The sequence below is a fragment of the Curtobacterium sp. UNCCL20 genome (assembly GCF_900101675.1).
GTDB lineage: Bacteria > Actinomycetota > Actinomycetes > Actinomycetales > Microbacteriaceae > Curtobacterium.
On the sequence record NZ_FNKG01000003.1, the window covers coordinates 42,234 to 60,774 of the forward strand.

Annotated in this window: 17 protein-coding genes; 12 read left to right on the forward strand and 5 right to left on the reverse strand. The window is 71.3% G+C overall.

Annotation, left to right across the window (positions count from 1 at the left end; translation table 11 throughout):
• Positions 1-18: 18 nt before the first annotated feature.
• Positions 19-519, reverse strand: coding sequence for a DUF3515 family protein (locus tag BLT36_RS13390; protein ID WP_092095920.1), 501 nt, complete (start codon positions 517-519; stop codon positions 19-21).
• 24 nt (positions 520-543) lie between these two features.
• On the opposite strand from BLT36_RS13390, the gene thiL reads away from it, so the two are divergent.
• A complete protein-coding gene (thiL, locus tag BLT36_RS13395; protein ID WP_092095922.1) occupies positions 544-1,581 on the forward strand; it encodes a thiamine-phosphate kinase in 1,038 nt (345 codons plus the stop codon).
• Between the two features lie 222 nt (positions 1,582-1,803).
• On the opposite strand, the gene BLT36_RS13400 is transcribed toward thiL, so the two are convergent.
• Complete coding sequence (locus BLT36_RS13400) at positions 1,804-2,367, reverse strand: RsmD family RNA methyltransferase (RefSeq protein WP_092095924.1); 564 nt, start codon at positions 2,365-2,367, stop codon at positions 1,804-1,806.
• Positions 2,368-2,496: 129 nt separating this feature from the next.
• On the opposite strand from BLT36_RS13400, the gene BLT36_RS13405 reads away from it, so the two are divergent.
• From BLT36_RS13405 to BLT36_RS13435, 7 genes are all read left to right on the forward strand, one after another.
• Positions 2,497-4,689: an ATP-dependent DNA helicase RecG gene (locus BLT36_RS13405; protein WP_092096492.1), complete on the forward strand. Its 2,193-nt coding sequence runs from the start codon at positions 2,497-2,499 to the stop codon at positions 4,687-4,689.
• Between the two features lie 67 nt (positions 4,690-4,756).
• Entirely contained in the window at positions 4,757-5,251 is a 495-nt protein-coding gene (gene coaD, locus BLT36_RS13410; protein ID WP_092095926.1) for a pantetheine-phosphate adenylyltransferase, read from the forward strand.
• A gap of 64 nt (positions 5,252-5,315) precedes the next feature.
• A complete protein-coding gene (locus BLT36_RS13415; protein WP_368086382.1) occupies positions 5,316-5,918 on the forward strand; it encodes a YceD family protein in 603 nt (200 codons plus the stop codon).
• Positions 5,919-5,965: 47 nt separating this feature from the next.
• The gene (gene rpmF, locus BLT36_RS13420; RefSeq protein ID WP_022905230.1) at positions 5,966-6,169 is read left to right on the forward strand and encodes a 50S ribosomal protein L32; all 204 of its coding nucleotides are present in this window, start codon (positions 5,966-5,968) and stop codon (positions 6,167-6,169) included.
• 13 nt (positions 6,170-6,182) lie between these two features.
• On the forward strand, positions 6,183-6,908 hold the full coding sequence (rnc, locus tag BLT36_RS13425) for a ribonuclease III (protein WP_092095930.1): 726 nt from the start codon (positions 6,183-6,185) through the stop codon (positions 6,906-6,908).
• 4 nt (positions 6,909-6,912) lie between these two features.
• A complete protein-coding gene (gene mutM / locus BLT36_RS13430; protein WP_092095932.1) occupies positions 6,913-7,884 on the forward strand; it encodes a bifunctional DNA-formamidopyrimidine glycosylase/DNA-(apurinic or apyrimidinic site) lyase in 972 nt (323 codons plus the stop codon).
• Between the two features lie 64 nt (positions 7,885-7,948).
• Positions 7,949-11,737, forward strand: coding sequence for a chromosome segregation SMC family protein (locus BLT36_RS13435; RefSeq protein WP_092095934.1), 3,789 nt, complete (start codon positions 7,949-7,951; stop codon positions 11,735-11,737).
• Between the two features lie 112 nt (positions 11,738-11,849).
• Here BLT36_RS13435 and BLT36_RS13440 read toward each other — a convergent pair whose 3' ends face one another.
• Positions 11,850-12,875, reverse strand: a complete 1,026-nt coding sequence (locus tag BLT36_RS13440) for a TerC family protein (protein ID WP_092095936.1) — start codon at positions 12,873-12,875, stop codon at positions 11,850-11,852.
• A gap of 217 nt (positions 12,876-13,092) precedes the next feature.
• Here BLT36_RS13440 and ftsY point away from each other — a divergent pair, with 217 nt between their 5' ends.
• Positions 13,093-13,962: a signal recognition particle-docking protein FtsY gene (ftsY, locus tag BLT36_RS13445; RefSeq protein ID WP_092095938.1), complete on the forward strand. Its 870-nt coding sequence runs from the start codon at positions 13,093-13,095 to the stop codon at positions 13,960-13,962.
• A gap of 121 nt (positions 13,963-14,083) precedes the next feature.
• On the forward strand, positions 14,084-14,242 hold the full coding sequence (locus tag BLT36_RS18420; RefSeq protein ID WP_137767577.1) for a DUF4175 domain-containing protein: 159 nt from the start codon (positions 14,084-14,086) through the stop codon (positions 14,240-14,242).
• 110 nt (positions 14,243-14,352) lie between these two features.
• On the opposite strand, the gene lipA is transcribed toward BLT36_RS18420, so the two are convergent.
• A complete protein-coding gene (lipA, locus tag BLT36_RS13450) occupies positions 14,353-15,336 on the reverse strand; it encodes a lipoyl synthase (RefSeq protein WP_092095940.1) in 984 nt (327 codons plus the stop codon).
• Positions 15,333-16,121, reverse strand: a complete 789-nt coding sequence (lipB, locus tag BLT36_RS13455; RefSeq protein WP_092095941.1) for a lipoyl(octanoyl) transferase LipB — start codon at positions 16,119-16,121, stop codon at positions 15,333-15,335. Before lipB ends, lipA begins: the two co-directional genes overlap by 4 nt.
• Positions 16,122-16,220: 99 nt before the next feature.
• Between lipB and BLT36_RS13460 the strand changes: the two genes are divergently transcribed.
• Positions 16,221-16,874, forward strand: coding sequence for a VOC family protein (locus tag BLT36_RS13460; protein ID WP_139166472.1), 654 nt, complete (start codon positions 16,221-16,223; stop codon positions 16,872-16,874).
• A gap of 55 nt (positions 16,875-16,929) precedes the next feature.
• A complete protein-coding gene (gene ffh / locus BLT36_RS13465; protein ID WP_092095944.1) occupies positions 16,930-18,486 on the forward strand; it encodes a signal recognition particle protein in 1,557 nt (518 codons plus the stop codon).
• Positions 18,487-18,541 lie beyond the last annotated feature (55 nt).

Sequence of the window (18,541 nt, forward strand, 5' to 3'; positions counted from 1 at the left end):
GTCCGGTGCTGGGTCGCGTCAGCCCTGCACGTCGGACGGGTCGAGACACTTGTGCCCGTCCTTCGGCAGGGTCGCGACGGCGTCCGTGAGGTCCTGGACCACCTGGTTCGTGGTCTTCGTCGTGTCGATGACGACCTGCACCGCCGGCGAGCGGCCGAAGGTCGTGTAGACGACGCGGTCGCCGCGGTCGTCGCGGATCCAGTCCACGCCGCCCTGGTCGAAGCACGGCAGGTCCGAGACCGTCGGCACGGCGACGCCGCAGTGGTAGATCGCGACCTCGGGATCACCCCAGGCCGCCGTCGACTGGGCGTTCGTGTTGCGGAGGTCGAACTTCGTGTCCACCGCGGCCGGCAACCGGACCTGGGCGGTGGCGCACGCTGCGGCGTTCGCGGACGGGGCCGGGGACATCGCCACGGCGTTCGTGCAGCCGGTGAGGCCCGCGGCCAGGGCGACGGCGGCGGTGGCGATCGCGAGCGTGCGGCGCGAGGTCGTCCGGGAGGGGCTCGGCACGGTGTCCATCGGTGTCCAGGCTACCGTTCTCGTGTGGACGCGACGCACGACGCCTGGGCCGGACCGACCGTGGGGGACCTCGGTGAACTCGTCGTCCTCGACCGCATCGTGCGACGGCTCCCGGCGGGATCGCCACTGCTCGGACCCGGTGACGACTGCGCGGTCGTCGCCGCACCGGACGGCCGCTTCGTCGTGACGACGGACATGATGGTGCACGGTCCGGACTTCCGCTGGGCCTGGTCCTCGCCGGAGGACGTCGGGTGGAAGGCCGCCGCCACGAACCTGTCCGACGTCGCCGCGATGGGTGCCGTGCCGACCGGGCTCGTGATCGCCCTCGCCGCACCGCAGGACACCCCGGTCGCCGTCCTCGAGGCGTTCGCCGACGGCGTCCGCCTGGCCGTCGACGCCCTCGCGCCGGACTGCGGAGTCGTCGGGGGCGACCTGTCGACGTCGGCGACCTTCACCGTGTCCGTCACGGCGTTCGGCGACCTCGGCGGACGTGCGCCGGTCGTCCGGTCGGGAGCCCGCGCCGGGGACGTCCTGGCGGTGTCCGGCGAACTGGGAGCCGCCGCCCGCGGGCTGACGAGGCTCTTCCGCGACGGTGTGGACGAGCACGGGGAACCCTCGCGTGCGGCGACCGTGGCGAGCGGTGCCGACTCCGATCCCGACGTCGGGCGGCAGCGGCGGCCGGTGCCGCCGATCGCCGACGGTCCGCTCGCCGCCGCGGCCGGTGCCACGGCGATGCTCGACCTCTCCGACGGCCTAGCGATCGACGCCGGGCGGCTCGCGCGTGCGAGTCGGGTGACGCTGGAGCTCGACGGCGGGGCCCAGGGCGGTGTCGACGGCGGGGTCGGCGACGGTGTCGGCAGCGGGGTCGGCGACGTTGAACTCCACGGGGGTGAGGACCACGGGCTCCTCGCGACGTTCCCGCCGGGCGTCCCGCTGCCGGGAGGCTTCCGGCGCATCGGCGTCGTCCGCGACCGTGGTGACGCGGACCTCGTGCGGGAGGGTGCCGCCGTGCCGACAACGGGCTGGGACCCCTACGCCGACTGGGACGGCGCCGCGGGCTGACGGCGCCGCGGGGTGCGTGGCGCGGCGGTGTGCGCGGGGGTGCCGTGAGTGTGGGGTGCCGCGCGGATCGCGGTCGTGCGACACGGTCGACGTCGTACGACATCGGTGTTGTCGCAACCGCGCGGGCGCAACTGCCCGCGCGCGCAACGTGCGACACGGTCGACGTCGTACGACATCGGCCTTGTCGCAACCGCGCGGCCGCAACTGCCCGCGCGCGCAAGGTCAGGCCTCGGCGACCACGGCCTCCCACGCCACGGTCTCGCCGTAGCTCCGCTTGCTGAACGGCTCGAGCCCGGCCGGCCACGTGGGCTCCGGGGAGCGCTTGCTCCGCTCGATGACCACCACGGCGTCCGGAGTCAGCCGCGGCACGAGCGTCTCGAGCACCTCGGCGATCTCGTGCTCCGTCACGTCGTACGGCGGGTCGATGAACACGAGGTCGAACGTCCGCACGGTGCTCCGCAGGTACCCGAGCACCGGCTGCGGCTGCACGTCGATCCGCACGCCCGGCACCCGCCGCTGCACGGCCCGCGCGTTCGTCCGGCAGGCCTCGGCAGCGGCTGACGCCCGGTCCACGAGCACGACCTCGACCGCACCGCGCGATGCCGCCTCGAGCCCGAGGGCACCCGTCCCCGCGTACAGGTCCGCGACCGAGGTGTCGTCGACCAGCCCACGCGCCTCGAGCGACGAGAACAGCGCCTCGCGCACCCGGTCGCTCGTCGGTCGCGTGCCCGACTTCGGCACCCGGAGCGTCGTGGAACCGGCGGCGCCGGCGATGATTCGGGTCATGCAGCCACCGTAGCGGGCCGGAACGGCTGTCCGGAGTTGTCCACAGGGCGGCCTGGAGGCGCGGTGCGCGTCGGTCCCGCCGGGTACCGTTGTCGTGTGGTCACGACCGGAACGACGACCGAGCCGGCGGTGCCGGACCTCGGTCCTGCGCCGCTCGACGCGCGGCTGGCGAACGTCCTCGGCGGCCGGACGGCGAGCGCGATCGAGAAGGCGTTCGGGTACCGCACGGTCGGCGAGTTCCTCGAGCACGCACCTCGGCGCTACGCGGAGCGCGGCGCGTTGACGGCACTCGACTCGCTGGCGATCGGGGAGTCGGTCACGATCGTGGCCGAGGTCGTCGACGTCCGCGAACGGACGATGCGGGCACGGCGCGGGTCCATCCTCGAAGCCAAGATCGGTGACGGCAAGGGGCTCCTGACCCTGACGTTCTTCAACCAGGGCTGGCGCACGAAGGACCTCGTTCCCGGCGCCCGGGGCATCTTCGCCGGCAAGGTCAGCGACTACCGCGGCTCCCGGCAGCTGGCGCACCCCGACTACGAGCTGTTCGACCGCGACGACCCGCGGGCCACGGCCGACCCCGAGGACGAAGAGGCGATCCGGTGGTCGCGGCAGCCGATCCCGATCTACCCGGCGACCTCGACCCTCTCGTCGTGGCAGATCGCGAAGTCGATCGGCATCGTGCTCGACACCCTGCCCGACATCCCCGATCCGATCCCCGGCCGGGTCCGGACACGCCTCGACCTCGTGCCGTTCCGTCGCGCGCTGGAGCTCCTGCACCGCCCCGAGAAGGTGGCGGACTTCAAGCGTGCGCAGGACGCGCTCCGCTACCGCGAGGCGTTCGTGCTGCAGACCGCCCTGGTCCAGCGCCGGATCGCCGCACGTGCCACCGCCGCAACCCCGCGGTCCGCATCGCCCGGCGGCATCCTCGAGCGCTTCGACGCCACGCTCCCGTTCACCCTCACCGACGACCAGCAGTCGGTCGGTGCCGAGATCGCGCACGACCTGGCCGGCGAGTGGCCGATGCACCGCCTCGTGCAGGGCGAGGTCGGCTCCGGCAAGACCCTGGTGGCGATCCGGGCCATGCTCACCGTCGCCGAGTCGGGCGGTCAGTCGGCCCTCATCGCCCCGACCGAGGTCCTGGCGGCGCAGCACCTCCGGTCGATCGTGAAGTTCCTCGGCCCGGACCTCGCGGCAGAGCTGCGACCGGTCATCCTCACGGGGTCGCAGTCCACCGACGAACGGCGTCGCGCGCTGCTGGCCGCGGCGTCCGGCAGTTCCCGGCTCGTCGTCGGCACACACGCCCTGCTCGGCGACCGGGTGGACTTCGCGGAGCTCGGCCTGGTCGTCGTCGACGAGCAGCACCGGTTCGGGGTGGAGCAGCGCGAGGCGCTCCGCACGAAGGGCGCCACCCCGCCGCACGTGCTGGTCCTCACGGCCACGCCGATCCCGCGCACCGTCGCCATGACCGTCTTCGGCGACCTCGACGTCTCCACGATCACCGGGCTGCCCTCGGGTCGCGCGGGAGTCGAGACCTTCACGGTGGGACTCGCCGAGCACCCCGGTTGGGAGTCCCGCATCTGGACCCGCATGGCGGAAGAACTCGCGACGGGCCGACAGGCGTTCGTGGTGTGCCCGGCGATCGACGACGCACACGCCGAGGACGACGGTGAGCCGGCTCCCGAGTCCGACGACGACGCCCCGAAGCGTGCCCCGGCGACCGTGCTGGCGACGGCCGAACGGATGCGGGCGATGCCGGTGCTCGACGGTCGCCGGATCGAGGTCCTGCACGGCCGGATGAGCGCGGACGAGAAGGACCGCGTGATGACCTCCTTCGCCGCGGGCGCCATCGACGTCCTGGTCGCGACGACCGTCATCGAGGTCGGCGTGGACGTGCCGAACGCCTCGATGATGGCGGTGCTCGACGCGGACCGGTTCGGCGTCTCGCAGCTCCACCAGCTCCGCGGCCGCATCGGTCGTGGGCAGTGGGCGGGCGTCTGTCTCCTGGTGACGAGTGCTGAGCTCGAGACGACGTCGCGGGAGCGCGTGGATGCGGTCTCGGCGTCCGATGACGGTTTCGAACTCGCCCGGGTGGACCTCGAGCTCCGGCGCGAGGGCGACGTCCTCGGCGAGCGGCAGTCCGGCGGCCGCTCCTCGCTGAACCTGCTCCGCGTGGTGGAGCACGCCGACCTCATCGTCGATGCCCGCGAAGAGGCCGAGCGGGTGCTGGAGCCCGACCCGCAGCTCGAGGGACACCCGGCGCTGCGCGAGGCCCTGGCGCGCCGCCTCGACGAGTCCGACGCCGCGTTCCTCGGCAAGAACTGAGTGCTGCACTGCGCGCTGCCCCGGGCGCAACGGAGCCGGACCCCCGGCGACCGGTATCGTCGCTGCCATGGCGCAGATCGCGGTGGTCCCCGGTTCCTTCGATCCCGTGACGCTCGGTCACCTCGACGTGATCGGCCGAGCGGCGCAGCTGTTCGACGAGGTGCACGTGCTCGTCGTGCACAACCCGGACAAGAAGCCGGCGATGTTCGATGCCGTCGACCGCGTCCGGCTCATCGAGGAGTCCCTCGTCGAGGTCGGTGTGTCGGACAACGTCCGGGTGGGGGAGTGGACCTCCGGCCTCCTCGTCGACTACTGCCGACAGGTCGGGGCGAAAGTCCTGGTGAAGGGCGTCCGCTCCGGCGAGGACGTCGCCTACGAGACGCCGATGGCGATCATGAACCGCCACCTCGCCGACGTCGAGACGGTGTTCCTGCTGCCCGAGGCCGCGCGTGCACACGTGTCGAGCTCGCTCATCCGGCAGGTCGCCTCGCTGGGTGGCGACGTGGCCCCCTACGTGCCCGAGGTCGTCGCCGCAGCCTTGCACGCGCACACCGGGCGCTGACCGGTCCGGGACACGCCCCCTCCCACCTCGACTCGCGAGCCCGATCGCTGTAGGCTTGTCGATCGTGTCTTCCCACGTGAACAGCCCCTACGCCCTGCGCGTGCGCGACCTCGCGCACCGGCCGGGCGAGATGCGCGAGCACTCGCTCGACATCGAGGTGCCCGACGCGATGGGCGCCGGGGTCATCGCCGTCCGACAGGGCGCCGACATGCACATCGATCTCCGGCTCGAGGGCCTGCACGAGGGCGTCCTCGTCTCCGGGCACGCTTCGGCCGAGGCGGAGGGCGAGTGCTCGCGCTGCCTCATCGAGATCAGCGAGCCCGTCGAGGTCGATTTCGCCGAGCTCTTCGCGTATGATGCCTCGGAGGAATTCGACTTCTTCGTGCACGACGACTTCGTCGACACTGAAGAGGTCGTTCGAGACGCGGTGGTGCTGGCGCTGCCGTTCCAGCCGGTCTGCCGACCGGACTGCCCAGGCCTCGACCCGGTGACGGGCGAGCGACTGGCTGACATCGGCGAGCCGCGTGCTCACGAGGTCCTGGATCCCCGTTGGGCCGCGCTGAGCGGACTGACCGTCGCCGACGAGACCGACGCCGACGACACCAGCACGACCACGCCCCAGACCACCGAGGGTCAGGAGCGGTCCGAAGCCGACCAGGCCGACTGACCGCCGTCCCTCGCCACTGACCACCGACCAACCGAAAGAGAACCACCATGGCCGTTCCCAAGCGCAAGCAGTCCCGTGCCAACACGCACGCCCGTCGTTCGCAGTGGAAGGCCGCGCCGGTCCAGCTCGTGAAGACGATCGAGAACGGCAAGGTCACCTACAGCCTCCCGCACCGCGCGAAGGTCGTCGAGGACTCCGCCGGCACGCCCCTGTACATGGAGTACAAGGGCCGCAAGGTCGCCGACGTCTGATCGGACAGCACTCATGACAGCGACGTCCGGCGCCGCGGGGTCCCGCCCCGTGGGGTCGGACGTCGTTCGTCTGCAGGGCATCCTCGGGGCCGACATCGACCTCGAGCTGCTCCAGCTCGCCCTCACCCATCGTTCGTACGCGTACGAGCACGGTGGTATCGGGCACAACGAACGGCTCGAGTTCCTCGGGGACTCCATCCTCGGCCAGGCCGTGACCGTGAAGCTCTACCGGTCGTTCCCGGACCTCGACGAGGGTGACCTCGCCAAGCGGCGCGCCAGCCTCGTCTCGACGGTGGCCCTCGCCGAGATCGCTCGCATGATCGGGCTCGGCCAGTACATCCGGCTCGGCAAGGGCGAGGAGCAGACCGGGGGCCGCAACAAGTCCTCGATCCTGGCCGACACGGTCGAGGCCGTCATCGGTGCGACCTACCTCTCGGCCGGTCCGGACCCGGCGACCGCGCTGGTGCTCCGACTCGTCGAGCCGCTGCTGGTCGACCCGGACCGGTTCGGCGCCGCGATGGACCCGAAGACGAGCCTGCAGGAACTCGCGTCGAGCCTGTCGCTCGGCAACCCGTCGTACCGCGTGACCGAGACCGGTCCGGACCACGACAAGACCTTCCACGCGACGGTCGTCCTGCAGGGTGAGGACGTCTCGACGGGCAGCGGGTCGAGCAAGAAGACCGCCGAGATGGCCGCCGCGCTCGACGCGTGGACGCGGCTCTCCGGCCGGGCGGCCTGACCGCGTGCCCGAACTCCCCGAGGTCGAGGTCGTCCGCGCGGGCCTCGAACCCGCCGTCAGCGGTGCGCGTGTCCTGCACGTGGACGTCGTCGACGACCGTGCCCTCACCCGGCACGACGGTCCCGCCGAGGACTTCGCCGACCGCCTGACCGGCCGGACCATCGCCGCCGCGGTCCGTCGTGGCAAGTTCCTCTGGATGCCGCTCCGGCCCGAGCGCGACGGTGACCAGCCCGAGGCCCTCGTCGCCCACCTCGGCATGAGCGGTCAGATCCTGCTCGGTCGTGGTCGTGACGCCGCCAAGCACCGCCGCATCCTCATCGACGTCCAGCCCGCGGGCACGGACCGCGACGGCACGGCCGAACCGCCGGTCGAGCTCGAGTTCGTCGACCAGCGGACCTTCGGCTCGATGGCGATCGACCCGATGGTGCCGACGATCGACGGTGCTCCGGCCGGGTTCGGCGGTCAGGTCGACGACGCCGAGCCGGACGCCGCGTGGCGCCGGTCGATCCCCAAGCAGGTGTCACACATCGCCCGCGACCCGCTCGACCCGGCGTTCGACGACGCCCGCTTCGTCGCGATGGCCCGGAAACGTTCGAGCGGCATCAAGCGCGTCCTGCTCGACCAGGGTGTGGTCAGCGGCATCGGTAACATCTACGCCGACGAGTCCCTGTGGGCGGCGAAGCTCCACTACGACCGACCGGCGGAGCGCCTGACCCGCGCCGACCTCACCGGGCTCCTGCACGAGGTCCGCAGCGTCCTCCGTCGCGCGCTCGAGGACGGCGGGACGAGCTTCGACGCGCAGTACGTGAACGTGAACGGGCAGTCCGGGTACTTCTCGCAGCGGCTGAACGTCTACGGGCAGCAGGACGAGCCGTGCCCGCGCTGCGGTGCGACGATCGTCCGCGAGGCCTTCATGAACCGGTCGAGCCACCGTTGCCCCGTGTGCCAACCGCGTCCGCGGCTCCGCACGCGTTAGCCTGACGCCCAGCAGCACAGCAACGGCACAGCCGCCAGCACGCGAGCGAGCACCCGGAGACCGCATGTACTTGAAGAGCCTGACCATCAAGGGGTTCAAGTCCTTCGCGCAGCCGACGACGTTCGCGTTCGAGCCCGGCGTCACGTGCATCGTCGGCCCGAACGGTTCGGGCAAGTCGAACGTGGTCGACGCCCTGGCCTGGGTGATGGGGGAGCAGGGGGCGAAGACCCTCCGCGGCGGCAAGATGGAGGACGTCATCTTCGCCGGCACCTCGACCCGCGGGCCGCTCGGCCGGGCGCAGGTGCTCCTGACGATCGACAACTCCGACGGTCTGCTGCCGATCGAGTACTCCGAGGTGACGATCTCCCGCACGCTGTTCCGCAACGGCGGCAGCGAGTACGCCATCAACGGCGAGAACTGCCGCCTGCTCGACGTGCAGGAGCTCCTGAGCGACACCGGCCTCGGCCGCGAGATGCACGTCATCGTCGGGCAGGGCCAGCTCGACAAGGTCCTGCACGCCACCCCGGAGGACCGCCGTGGCTTCATCGAGGAAGCAGCCGGCATCCTGAAGCACCGCCGCCGCAAGGAGAAGACCCTCCGCAAGCTCGAGGCGATGCAGACGAACCTCACGCGGCTGTCCGACCTGGCGGGGGAGATCCGCCGCCAGTTGAAGCCGCTCGGGCGACAGGCCGAGGTCGCCCGGAAGGCCCAGTCGGTGGCGGCCGTCTTCCGTGACGCGAAGGCCCGGATCCTGGCGGACGACGTCGTCCGGCTGCGCCGTGAGCTCCACGAGCACCAGGAGGTCGAGGCGGGCCGGAAGTCCGAACGCATCGTCCTCCAGGAGCGCCTCGACCAGACCCGAGCCCGGCAGCAGCACGTCGAGCAGAGCATGGTGGGCGACGACGTCGACCGCGCGCGCACCGTCGTGCACCGGTTGGAGAGCGTGCAGGAGCGGCTCCGCGGACTGTCGAGCCTGGCGAACCAGCGGCTGATGTTCCTCGCGCAGCAGGCCGACGCCCCGCAGCAGGGTCCGACGATCACGCCGGAGCGCGTGCAGGGGGTCCGGAACGAAGCCGAACGGCTCGAGGCGCAGGCGACCGCGATGGCCGGCGGCATGGTCGCCGCCGCCGAGGCCGTACGGAACGCCCGAGCAGCGCTCGACGCCCTCGACGAGCAGATCGCGGCACAGGCCGCACTCGTGTCGCAGCACGACCTCGAGGCCCAGCGTCTGGCGTCCGCCGTCGACGTCGCACGGTCGAAGCGCGGCTCGGCGGTCGCCGACCGGGAGCGTCGTGAGCGCGCCCTGGCCGAGGCCGGGGAGCGCGCCGAAAGCGCCGCCGCCGCTCTCGCAGAACTCGGCACCGACCCGTCGGAGGGCGTCGACGAGGACGCGCTGACCAGCGCACTCGAGTCCGCTCGCGAACGACAAGAGGTGGCGCAGGCTGCCCGTGACGAGCACCGCGATCGGCTCCACGCCCTCGAGCGTGAACGCGACGCCCTGGACGCGCGCGTCGCCGCGCTCGGCATGTCAATCGACGTCCGTGACGGATCGCAGGCGCTCATCGACGCTGGTCGCGCCGGCATCGTCGGCCGCCTCGCCGACAGCCTCACCGTCGCGCCGGGCTTCGAGGGAGCGATCGCGACCGCTCTCGACGGGCTGGCCGACGCCGTCCTCGCCGACGACCGCGCGGTCGCGCTCGACGCCGTCGCGCACGCCCGCTCCGAGGACATCGGCCGCATCGACGTCGTCGTCGCCGACGCGGTCGGCGCCCCGACCGGCCTGCCCGAGCGCCTGCCGGCCGGCGTCCGTCGTGCGCTCGACCTGGTGCAGGGACCGCCCGCCCTCGCCGCGATCCTGCGCGACACGCTGGTCGCGGATACGGACGACGTCGACCTGGAGGCTGTGCTCACGTCCGCCCCGCGGGCCACCGTCGTGACGCGGTCCGGTGACCTCGTCCGTGCGGTGCGCGTGACCGGTGGCGGTGCGCGCGTGACCTCGCGCATCGAGCTGGTCGCGGAACGCGACGACGCCGTGACGCGACGGGCCGCCGTCGCGAGCGACGCCGAGGACGCGGCCACGGGCCTCCAGGCCGCACGCGCCGCCGTCGAGGACGCACGCCGCCAGGCGGACGAGGCCGACGCGGCGTCGCGCGCCCACGCCAAGGCGAAGGCGGAGTACGACCGGACGAGTGCGTCGACCCGGGCGAAGGCGGAGAACGCGGCCGCCGAGGTCGAGCGGTTGCGGTCGGCCCTCGCCGAGACGGACGGCGCGGCCGAAGCTGCCGAAGCAGCCCTCGCCGAGGCCGAGCGGGCGCACCACGAGTTCACCGAGCGTCCGCGTCCCGTGGTCGACGCGTCCGGGCGACCCGGGTTGCAGGACGCGCTCGAAGCCGCGCGCGCGGCCGAGATCGAGCAGCGGATCCAGGTCGAGACCGTGCGTGAGCGGGTCCGCTCCGAGCGCCGACGCGCCGATCAGCTGGAGCGGCAGCTCGAGGCCGAACGCGCCGCCGCCGAGGAGGCCGCTCGGCTCGCGGTCATCCGGCGCGGGCAGATCGCCGTCGCCGAGAGCGTCCTCGCGGACCTGCCGGGCCTCCTCGCCGCCGTCGACCGGTCCCTCGCCGAGGCCCGGGTGCAGCTCGCCACCGAAGAGGCCGAACGGTCGAAGCGGAACACCGAGCTGCAGACGATCCGGAACGAGGAGCGCGAGCTCAGGGAGCGGCTGCAGACCCTCACCGACGGCGTGCACTCGCTCGAGATGGAGATCTACGAGAAGAAGCTGCACGTGTCCGGGGTGCTCGACCGGGCGCAGAGCGAGCTCGGGCTCGTCGAGGCCGTCCTCGTCGCGGAGTACGGCCCGCACGTGCCGGTGCCGGTGGACGTCCTGGTCGACCCGCGGGTCCTCGCCCGGAAGCACCGCGAGGCGGAGCGCGCGGCGGCTGCCGCGTCCGCGGCGTCTGCCGCGTCCGCCGCGACCGCCGAGTCCTCCGAGGAAGCGGCCGACACCGAACTCGGTGACGACCGGGTCTCAGCGCGCGACGTCGACGTCGACGCCGACACCGAACTCCTCGACACCGAGTCCACGTTGCCCGGTGGCCCGGCGCTGCCCGAGTACGACAGCACCGACGAGATCGACCCCGCCGACGTCGAGACCGTGCCCTACGTCCGAGCCGAGCAGGAGCGTCGACTCAAGGCGGCGGAGCGCGACCTCGGCCAGCTCGGCAAGGTCAACCCGCTCGCGCTCGAGGAGTTCCAGGCGCTCGAGCAGCGGCACGCGTTCCTCGCCGAGCAGCTCGAGGACCTGCAGAAGACCCGCACCGACCTCCTGACGATCATCGAGGAGCTCGACACGAAGATGCAGACGATCTTCGAGTCCGCGTTCTCGGACACGAAGGACGCCTTCGACGTCATCTTCCCGATCCTGTTCCCCGGCGGCTCGGGGTCGCTCACCCTGACGAACCCCGACGACCTGCTGAACACGGGCCTCGAGGTGCAGGTGAAGCCCGCGGGCAAGAAGATCGACCGGTTGACCCTGCTGTCCGGTGGCGAGCGCTCCCTGGCGGCGGTGGCGCTGCTCGTGGCGATCTTCACCGCCCGACCGTCGCCGTTCTACATCATGGACGAGGTCGAGGCGGCGCTCGACGACGCCAACCTCGGACGCCTGCTCACCGTGTTCGAGCGGCTCCGGGCGTCGTCGCAGCTCATCGTCATCACGCACCAGAAGCGCACGATGGAGATCGCGGATGCGCTCTACGGGGTCTCGATGCGGCAGGACGGGGTGTCCGCCGTGGTGGGGCAGCGCGTCCAGCGTCGCGAGCAGGACGCCGAGCGCGAGCCGGCCGAGGCTGTGGCGTAGCCAGCACCGTCTGACCGAGACTCGGGCTGAGCGACACTCCTCGCGCTCCGGAGCGCGAGAGATGTCGCTCAGCCCGAGACTCGGGGCCGGGCCGGGCCGGCCGGGCGGCGGGCTACTTTGCGTCGGCCTCCACGGTGCGCTGCGACCCGGTCGGGGTCAGCCCACGCTCCTGGCGGCGCTTCGACACCACGAGCGACGCCACCGTGGCGACCGCGATCGTCAGCATGATGAAGCCGAGCGAGAACCAGATCGGGATCTCCGGGGCCCACTCGATGTGCTCACCGCCGTTGATGAACGGCAGCTCGTTGACGTGCATGGCGTGGAAGACGAGCTTCACGCCGATGAAGGCGAGGATGACGGCGAGGCCCTGCCCGAGGTAGATCAGGCGCTCGAGCAGCCCGGCGATGAGGAAGTACAGCTGCCGCAGACCGAGGAGCGAGAACGCGTTCGCGGTGAACACGATGAAGGCGTCCTGCGTCAGCCCGAAGATCGCGGGGATCGAGTCGAGCGCGAACAGCACGTCGGTGAGGCCGATGGCGACCATGACGAGCAGCATCGGTGTGAACAGGCGCTTGCCGTCGACACGGGTGGTCAGCTTGTCGCCGTCGTAGTGGTCCGAGGTCGGGATGACGCGCTTGAGGATCCGGATGAGGCGGGAGTCGCCCTCGTCGGCGCCGTGCTCGTTGCCGCTGCGGGCCTGCGACCAGGCGAGCCAGAAGAGCAGCGCGCCGAACAGGTAGAAGACCCACGAGAAGTTTTCGATGATCGTGACGCCGAGGGCGATGAAGATGCCGCGTGCGACGAGGGCGATGGCGACGCCGACCAGCAGGACCTTCTGCTGGAACTCCTTCGGCACCGCGAAGCTCGTCATGATGATGAGGAAGACGAACAGGTTGTCGACGGACAGCGCCTTCTCGGTCAGCCACCCGGCGAAGTACTCACCGCCCGCCTGTCCGCCGCCGAAGACGAGGATGCCGACACCGAACAGGATCGCGAGCCCGACGTAGAACGCCGACCAGAACGCGGATTCCTTGATGTGCGGGACGTGCGGGGTGCGCACGTGCGAGAAGAAGTCGAACACCAGCAGCGCGAGGATGCCGGCGATGGTGAGGAGCCAGACGAAGAGTGGGACGTCCACGGGTTTCCTTCAGGTCGGGGGCACACCCAGGTGGTGGGTACGCCGAGGCCTGAAGGTCTCTTCCGCCGTGGTCCACACGATGTGCTCGCCACGACCGGCGCCCCGGGGCCGGATCGTTCCGGCCCGTACTGACGGGGTCACCGAGGAGGAATACTCCCCTTCGTGTCCCCGAGCATACCGGGCACAGCCCACATGCGGTGCGCTCTAAGCTGGGAGCATGGCGAGTTCCTGGTCACTGTCCTCCCGGCTGCGCGGGCTGTTCCAGCGCAAGACGATCGACGAGACGACGTGGGACGACCTCGAGACGGCCCTCATCGGTGCGGACTTCGGTCCGGACATCTCCGAGGAGATCATCGAGGACCTGCACGCGCGCGTCGACCGGTACGCCACGACGGACCCCGCCGACCTCCAGCGCATGCTCCGCGAGGTGCTCGAGGAACGGCTGTCGAAGCTCGACACCACGCTGAAGCTCAGCAACCGGCCGGCCGTCGTGCTCGTCGTCGGGGTGAACGGCGTCGGCAAGACGACGACCATCGGCAAGTTCGCCAAGTTCCTGAAGACGTACGACCGCACCGTGCTCGTCGGTGCCGCGGACACGTTCCGCGCGGCCGCGGTCGAGCAAGTCGCCACGTGGGCCCAGCGTGCCGGCGTCGACGTCGTCCGGCCGTCACAGCCCGGTCAGGACCCCGCCTCGGTGGCGTACCAGACCGTCGAGAAGGCCATCCGCGAGGGCACCGAGATCGTCGTCATCGACACCGCCGGCCGGCTGCACACCAAGGCCGGCCTGATGGACGAGCTTTCGAAGATCAAGCGCGTCGTCGAGAAGCAGACCGAGATCGCCGAGGTCCTGCTCGTCCTCGACGCCACGACCGGTCAGAACGGGCTCGCGCAGGCGCAGGCGTTCATCGAGGGTGCGGGCGTCACCGGCCTCGTCATCACGAAGCTCGACGGCTCGGCGAAGGCCGGGTTCGTGCTCAGCGTGCAGGAGAAGACGGGCATCCCGATCAAGCTCATCGGCCAGGGCGAGGGCATCAACGACCTCACGGGCTTCACGCCGCACGTGTTCGTGCAGAACCTCGTCGGCTGAGCCGTCCGGCCGGAGCGTGAGCGGGAGTGGGAGCACGAGCGAACGCGAACGCCGCCGCGGGAGTAGCGTCCTTCTCGGTCCGGGCACCCGTCCGGTCTCGTTCCAGGGATAGGAGACCCTCATGCCCGCACTGCTGATCATCGCGATCATCGTCGGCCTCGTCCTGCTCTTCAGCGGCATCTTCGTCGGTGCGCTGAAGTTCCTGCTCTGGGTGGGCATCGTGCTCATCCTGCTGGCGGTCATCGGCTGGCTCCTCCGGAGCATCCGCGGTCGCGCGTAGCGACCGTCTGCCCTGAACCGGGGCTGGCAACGGACGGGAGGCGCGGTGCCAGCTGGCACCGCGCCTCCCGTCTGTCCGTTGCCCGTCTGCAGCCCGCCTGCCGGACCGCGTCAGACCGCCTGCCGGCCCGGTGCGGCGTCGAGCAGGTGCGACAGGTGCTCCGGGACGGTGCCACCGCGCGCCACCGTCGCCCGCGCCCACAGGCGACCGGCGCGGTAGGACGACCGGACGAGCGGCCCGGCCAGGACGCCGGCGAACCCCATCTGCTCGGCGACCTCGCGGAGCTCGACGAACTCCTCCGGCCGCACCCAGCGTGCGACGGGCAGGTGCCGCGGCGACGGGCGGAGGTACTGCGTCAGCGTGATGATGTCGGTGCCCGCATCGTGCAGGCGCTGCAGCGCGTCCTCGATCTCGATGCGCTCCTCGCCCATGCCGAGGATGAGGTTCGACTTCGTGACGAGGCCCGCGTCACGACCCTGCGTGATGACGTCGAGGGAGCGTTCGAACGTGAAGGCCGGACGGATCCGCTTGAAGATCCGGGGGACGGTCTCGACGTTGTGGGCGAACACCTCGGGGCGGGCGTCGAACACCCGGCCGAGCTGGTCCGGTCGCCCGTTGAAGTCCGGCACCAGGATCTCGACGCCGGTGCCGGGGGAGTGCTCGTGGATCGCGCGGATCGTCTCGGCGTAGAGCCAGGAGCCCCCGTCCTCGAGGTCGTCCCGAGCGACCCCCGTCACGGTCGCGTAGCGGAGTCCCATCTCGGCGACCGAGTCCGCGACCCGGCGCGGTTCGTCGCGGTCGAGCGGCTCGGGCTTGCCGGTGTCGATCTGGCAGAAGTCGCAGCGGCGCGTGCACTGGGAACCGCCGATGAGGAACGTGGCCTCGCGGTCTTCCCAGCACTCGAAGATGTTCGGGCAGCCCGCCTCCTGGCAGACGGTGTGCAGCTGCTTGTCCTTGACGAGGCCGGTGAGCGCGCGGAACTCCGGGCCCTGCGTGGCGCGGGTCTTGATCCACGCCGGCTTCGTCTCGATCGGGGTCTCGGCGTTGCGGGCCTCGACCCGGAGCATGCGGCGGCCTTCGGGGGCGAGGGTCATACGAGGGTCTCCTGTCGGGGGCTGTGCGTCGTGCTGATCCGGTCGCCGGTGTGCGTCGTGCTGATCCGGTCGCCGGTGTGCGTCGTGCTGATCCGGTCGCCGGTGTGCATCGTGCTGATCCGGTCGCCGGTGTGCATGCCGTCCGCCGCGTCCTGCACGCGTCGGGCGACCGCGGTGGCGACCTCGTCGACGGTGACGGTCCGACCGGCTGCGGCGCTCAGCGTGGTGACGCCCGCGTCGGCGATGCCGCACGGGACGATGGCGGCGTAGGCGTCGAGCGCATTCGTGCAGTTGATGGCGATGCCGTGGCTCGTGACGCCCTCGGCGACGTGCAGGCCGATGGCGCCGACCTTGTCAGCGGTCCTGGTGCCGGCGTCGTCGTGCCCGGCGTCCTTCGTGATCCACGCGCCGCTGCGTCCCTCGATCCGCGCTGCACGCACGCCCACTGCGGCGGCCACGTCGATGATCACCTGCTCGAGGTCGCGCACCCAGGCGACGACGTCCAGCGGTTCCGCCAGCCGGACGATCGGGTAGGCGACGAGCTGCCCCGGGCCGTGCCAGGTGATGCGGCCGCCGCGGTCCACCTCGACGACCGGAGCGCCGTTCGTCGGCAGGTCGGACGGCTCGGTGCGACGGCCCGCGGTGTACACGGACGGGTGCTCGCAGAGGACGAGAGCGCCGGGGGAGCGTCCCGTGACGACCTCGGCGTGGAGCTGTCGTTGCAGGTCGAGTCCCTCGGGGTAGTCGAGGAGCCCCGGGCGTCGGACGATCTCGAGTGCCGGCATGGGGGTCAGGCTACGGCAGTTTCTGTACTCCGTCCAACAACAGGTCTGCTCGAGCGGTGACTTGATCTCGACCATGGTTGAGGTGCTCGGATGGCGGGCATGGACATCCAGCAGGTACAGCTCACGACCCGGTCGGTCGACGCGACGGCACAGTTCTACGAGCGGCTCGGTTGTGCCGTCACCGTGGAGGGCGCCGCGGTGCGGGTCGCGGTGGGGTCGACGCGGCTCGTGTTCCGCGCTGACGACGAGATGACCGGGGCGCACCACCTCGCCGTCACGATCCCGACCGGGTCGTTCGCGGCCGCGAAGGAGTGGGTCGCGGGTGTGGCGGCGATCCTCGGCACCGACGACGCGGACGAGTTCGAGGGGCCGCCGAACTGGAACTCGCGGTCGGTGTACTTCGAGGGGCCCGACGAGCAGCTGCTCGAGCTCATCGAACGGCGCGACCTGCCGGCTGGTGTCGCGGGCGCCGGGGACTCCGCGCTCCTCGGATCGGTGAGCGAGGTCGGCGTCGCCGTGCCCGACGTCCTCGCCGCGGTCGAGGTGCTCGGTCGACACGGCCTCACCCCGTACGCGAACGCGCCCACCGCGGGCTTCGCCCCCGTCGGTGACGTGCACGGGTTGCTCATCCTCGTGTCGCCCGAGCGGTCCTGGTACCCGACCCTCGACCGTGGCCCGTCGAGGGCACCCGTCGTCGTCGACATCGGGCTCGCCAGCACCGTCGAACTCGCCGAGGGTGTCCTCCTGCGGTGAACGGGCAGGGCGGTCGGGTCTGCTTGTCCTGGTGAACCAGTAGAATCGACGGATCATGGCGCAATTCGGTTCACTCTCCGATCGGCTGACCGAGACCTTCCGCAACCTGCGGAGCAAGGGTCGGCTGACTCCGTCCGACGTCGACGGCACCGTCCGCGAGATCCGGCGGGCGCTCCTCGACGCCGACGTCGCGCTCGAGGTCGTCAAGGCGTTCACCGCAGCCGTCCGCGAGCGTGCCCTCTCCGACGAGGTCAACAAGGCGCTCAACCCGGCGCAGCAGGTCGTCCAGATCGTCAACGAGGAACTCGTCGGCATCCTCGGCGGGCAGCAGCGACGGCTCGAATTCGCGAAGCGGCCCCCGACGGTCATCATGCTCGCGGGTCTGCAGGGCGCCGGCAAGACGACGCTCGCCGGCAAGCTCGGCAAGTGGCTCAAGAAGGACGGCCACACGCCGATGCTCGTCGCGGCGGACCTCCAGCGTCCGAACGCGGTCCAGCAGCTGCAGGTCGTCGGCGAGCAGGCCGGCGTGCACGTCTTCGCCCCGGAGCCCGGCAACGGCGTCGGCGACCCGGTCAAGGTCGCCAAGAACGCGATCAAGGCCGCGGTCGACCAGCAGTACGACACCGTCATCGTGGACACCGCCGGTCGACTCGGTGTCGACGCCGAGCTCATGAAGCAGGCGGCGAACATCCGCAAGGCCGTCGACCCGGACGAGGTCCTCTTCGTCATCGACGCGATGATCGGTCAGGACGCCGTCGCGACCGCCCGTGCCTTCCAGGAGGGCGTCGACTTCACCGGCGTCGTCCTGTCGAAGCTCGACGGCGACGCGCGCGGTGGTGCAGCCCTCTCGGTTGCCAGCGTCACCGGACGTCCGATCATGTTCGCGTCCACCGGTGAAGGGCTCGACGACTTCGAGCCGTTCCACCCGGACCGCATGGCGAGCCGCATCCTCGACCTCGGCGACATCCTCTCCCTCATCGAGCAGGCGCAGGGCGCCTTCGACGAGGAAGAGGCCCGCAAGGTCGCCGAGAAGATCGCCAGCGACAACTTCACGCTGAACGACTTCCTGCAGCAGATGCAGCAGCTCCGCAAGGCCGGCTCGATCAAGGGCATGCTCGGCATGCTCCCGGGCGCCAAGGGCATGCGCGAGGCGCTCGACAACTTCGACGAGCGCGAGATCGTCCGCACCGAGGCGATCATCCAGTCGATGACGCCGCAGGAGCGCGAACTCCCGAAGCTCCTGAACGGCTCGCGTCGCCTGCGCATCGCGCGCGGTGCCGGATCGACCGTCACCGAGGTCAACGCGCTGGTCAACCGCTTCGAGCAGGCGGCGAAGATGATGAAGACCGTCGCACGTGGTGGTGTCCCGCAGATGCCGGGCATGGGGCCGATCCCGGGCATGCACGGCGGCAAGAAGCAGCAGCAGGGCGGCGGCAAGAAGAAGGCCAAGGTCGGCAACCCGGCGAAGCGCGCGGCCCTCGCGGCCGGTGCCGCCGCTGCGCCGCAGCAGGCGCCGAAGGGCACCGGTCTCGGGCTCGGCGGCGGCGCCAAGGGCGGCAAGGCCCCGACCGAGGAAGAGCTCGCGAGCCTGCAGAAGTTCCTGGGTCGCTGACGCGACGACCACCAGACGGGAGGCCCGTGGCGGATCCGCCACGGGCCTCCCGTCT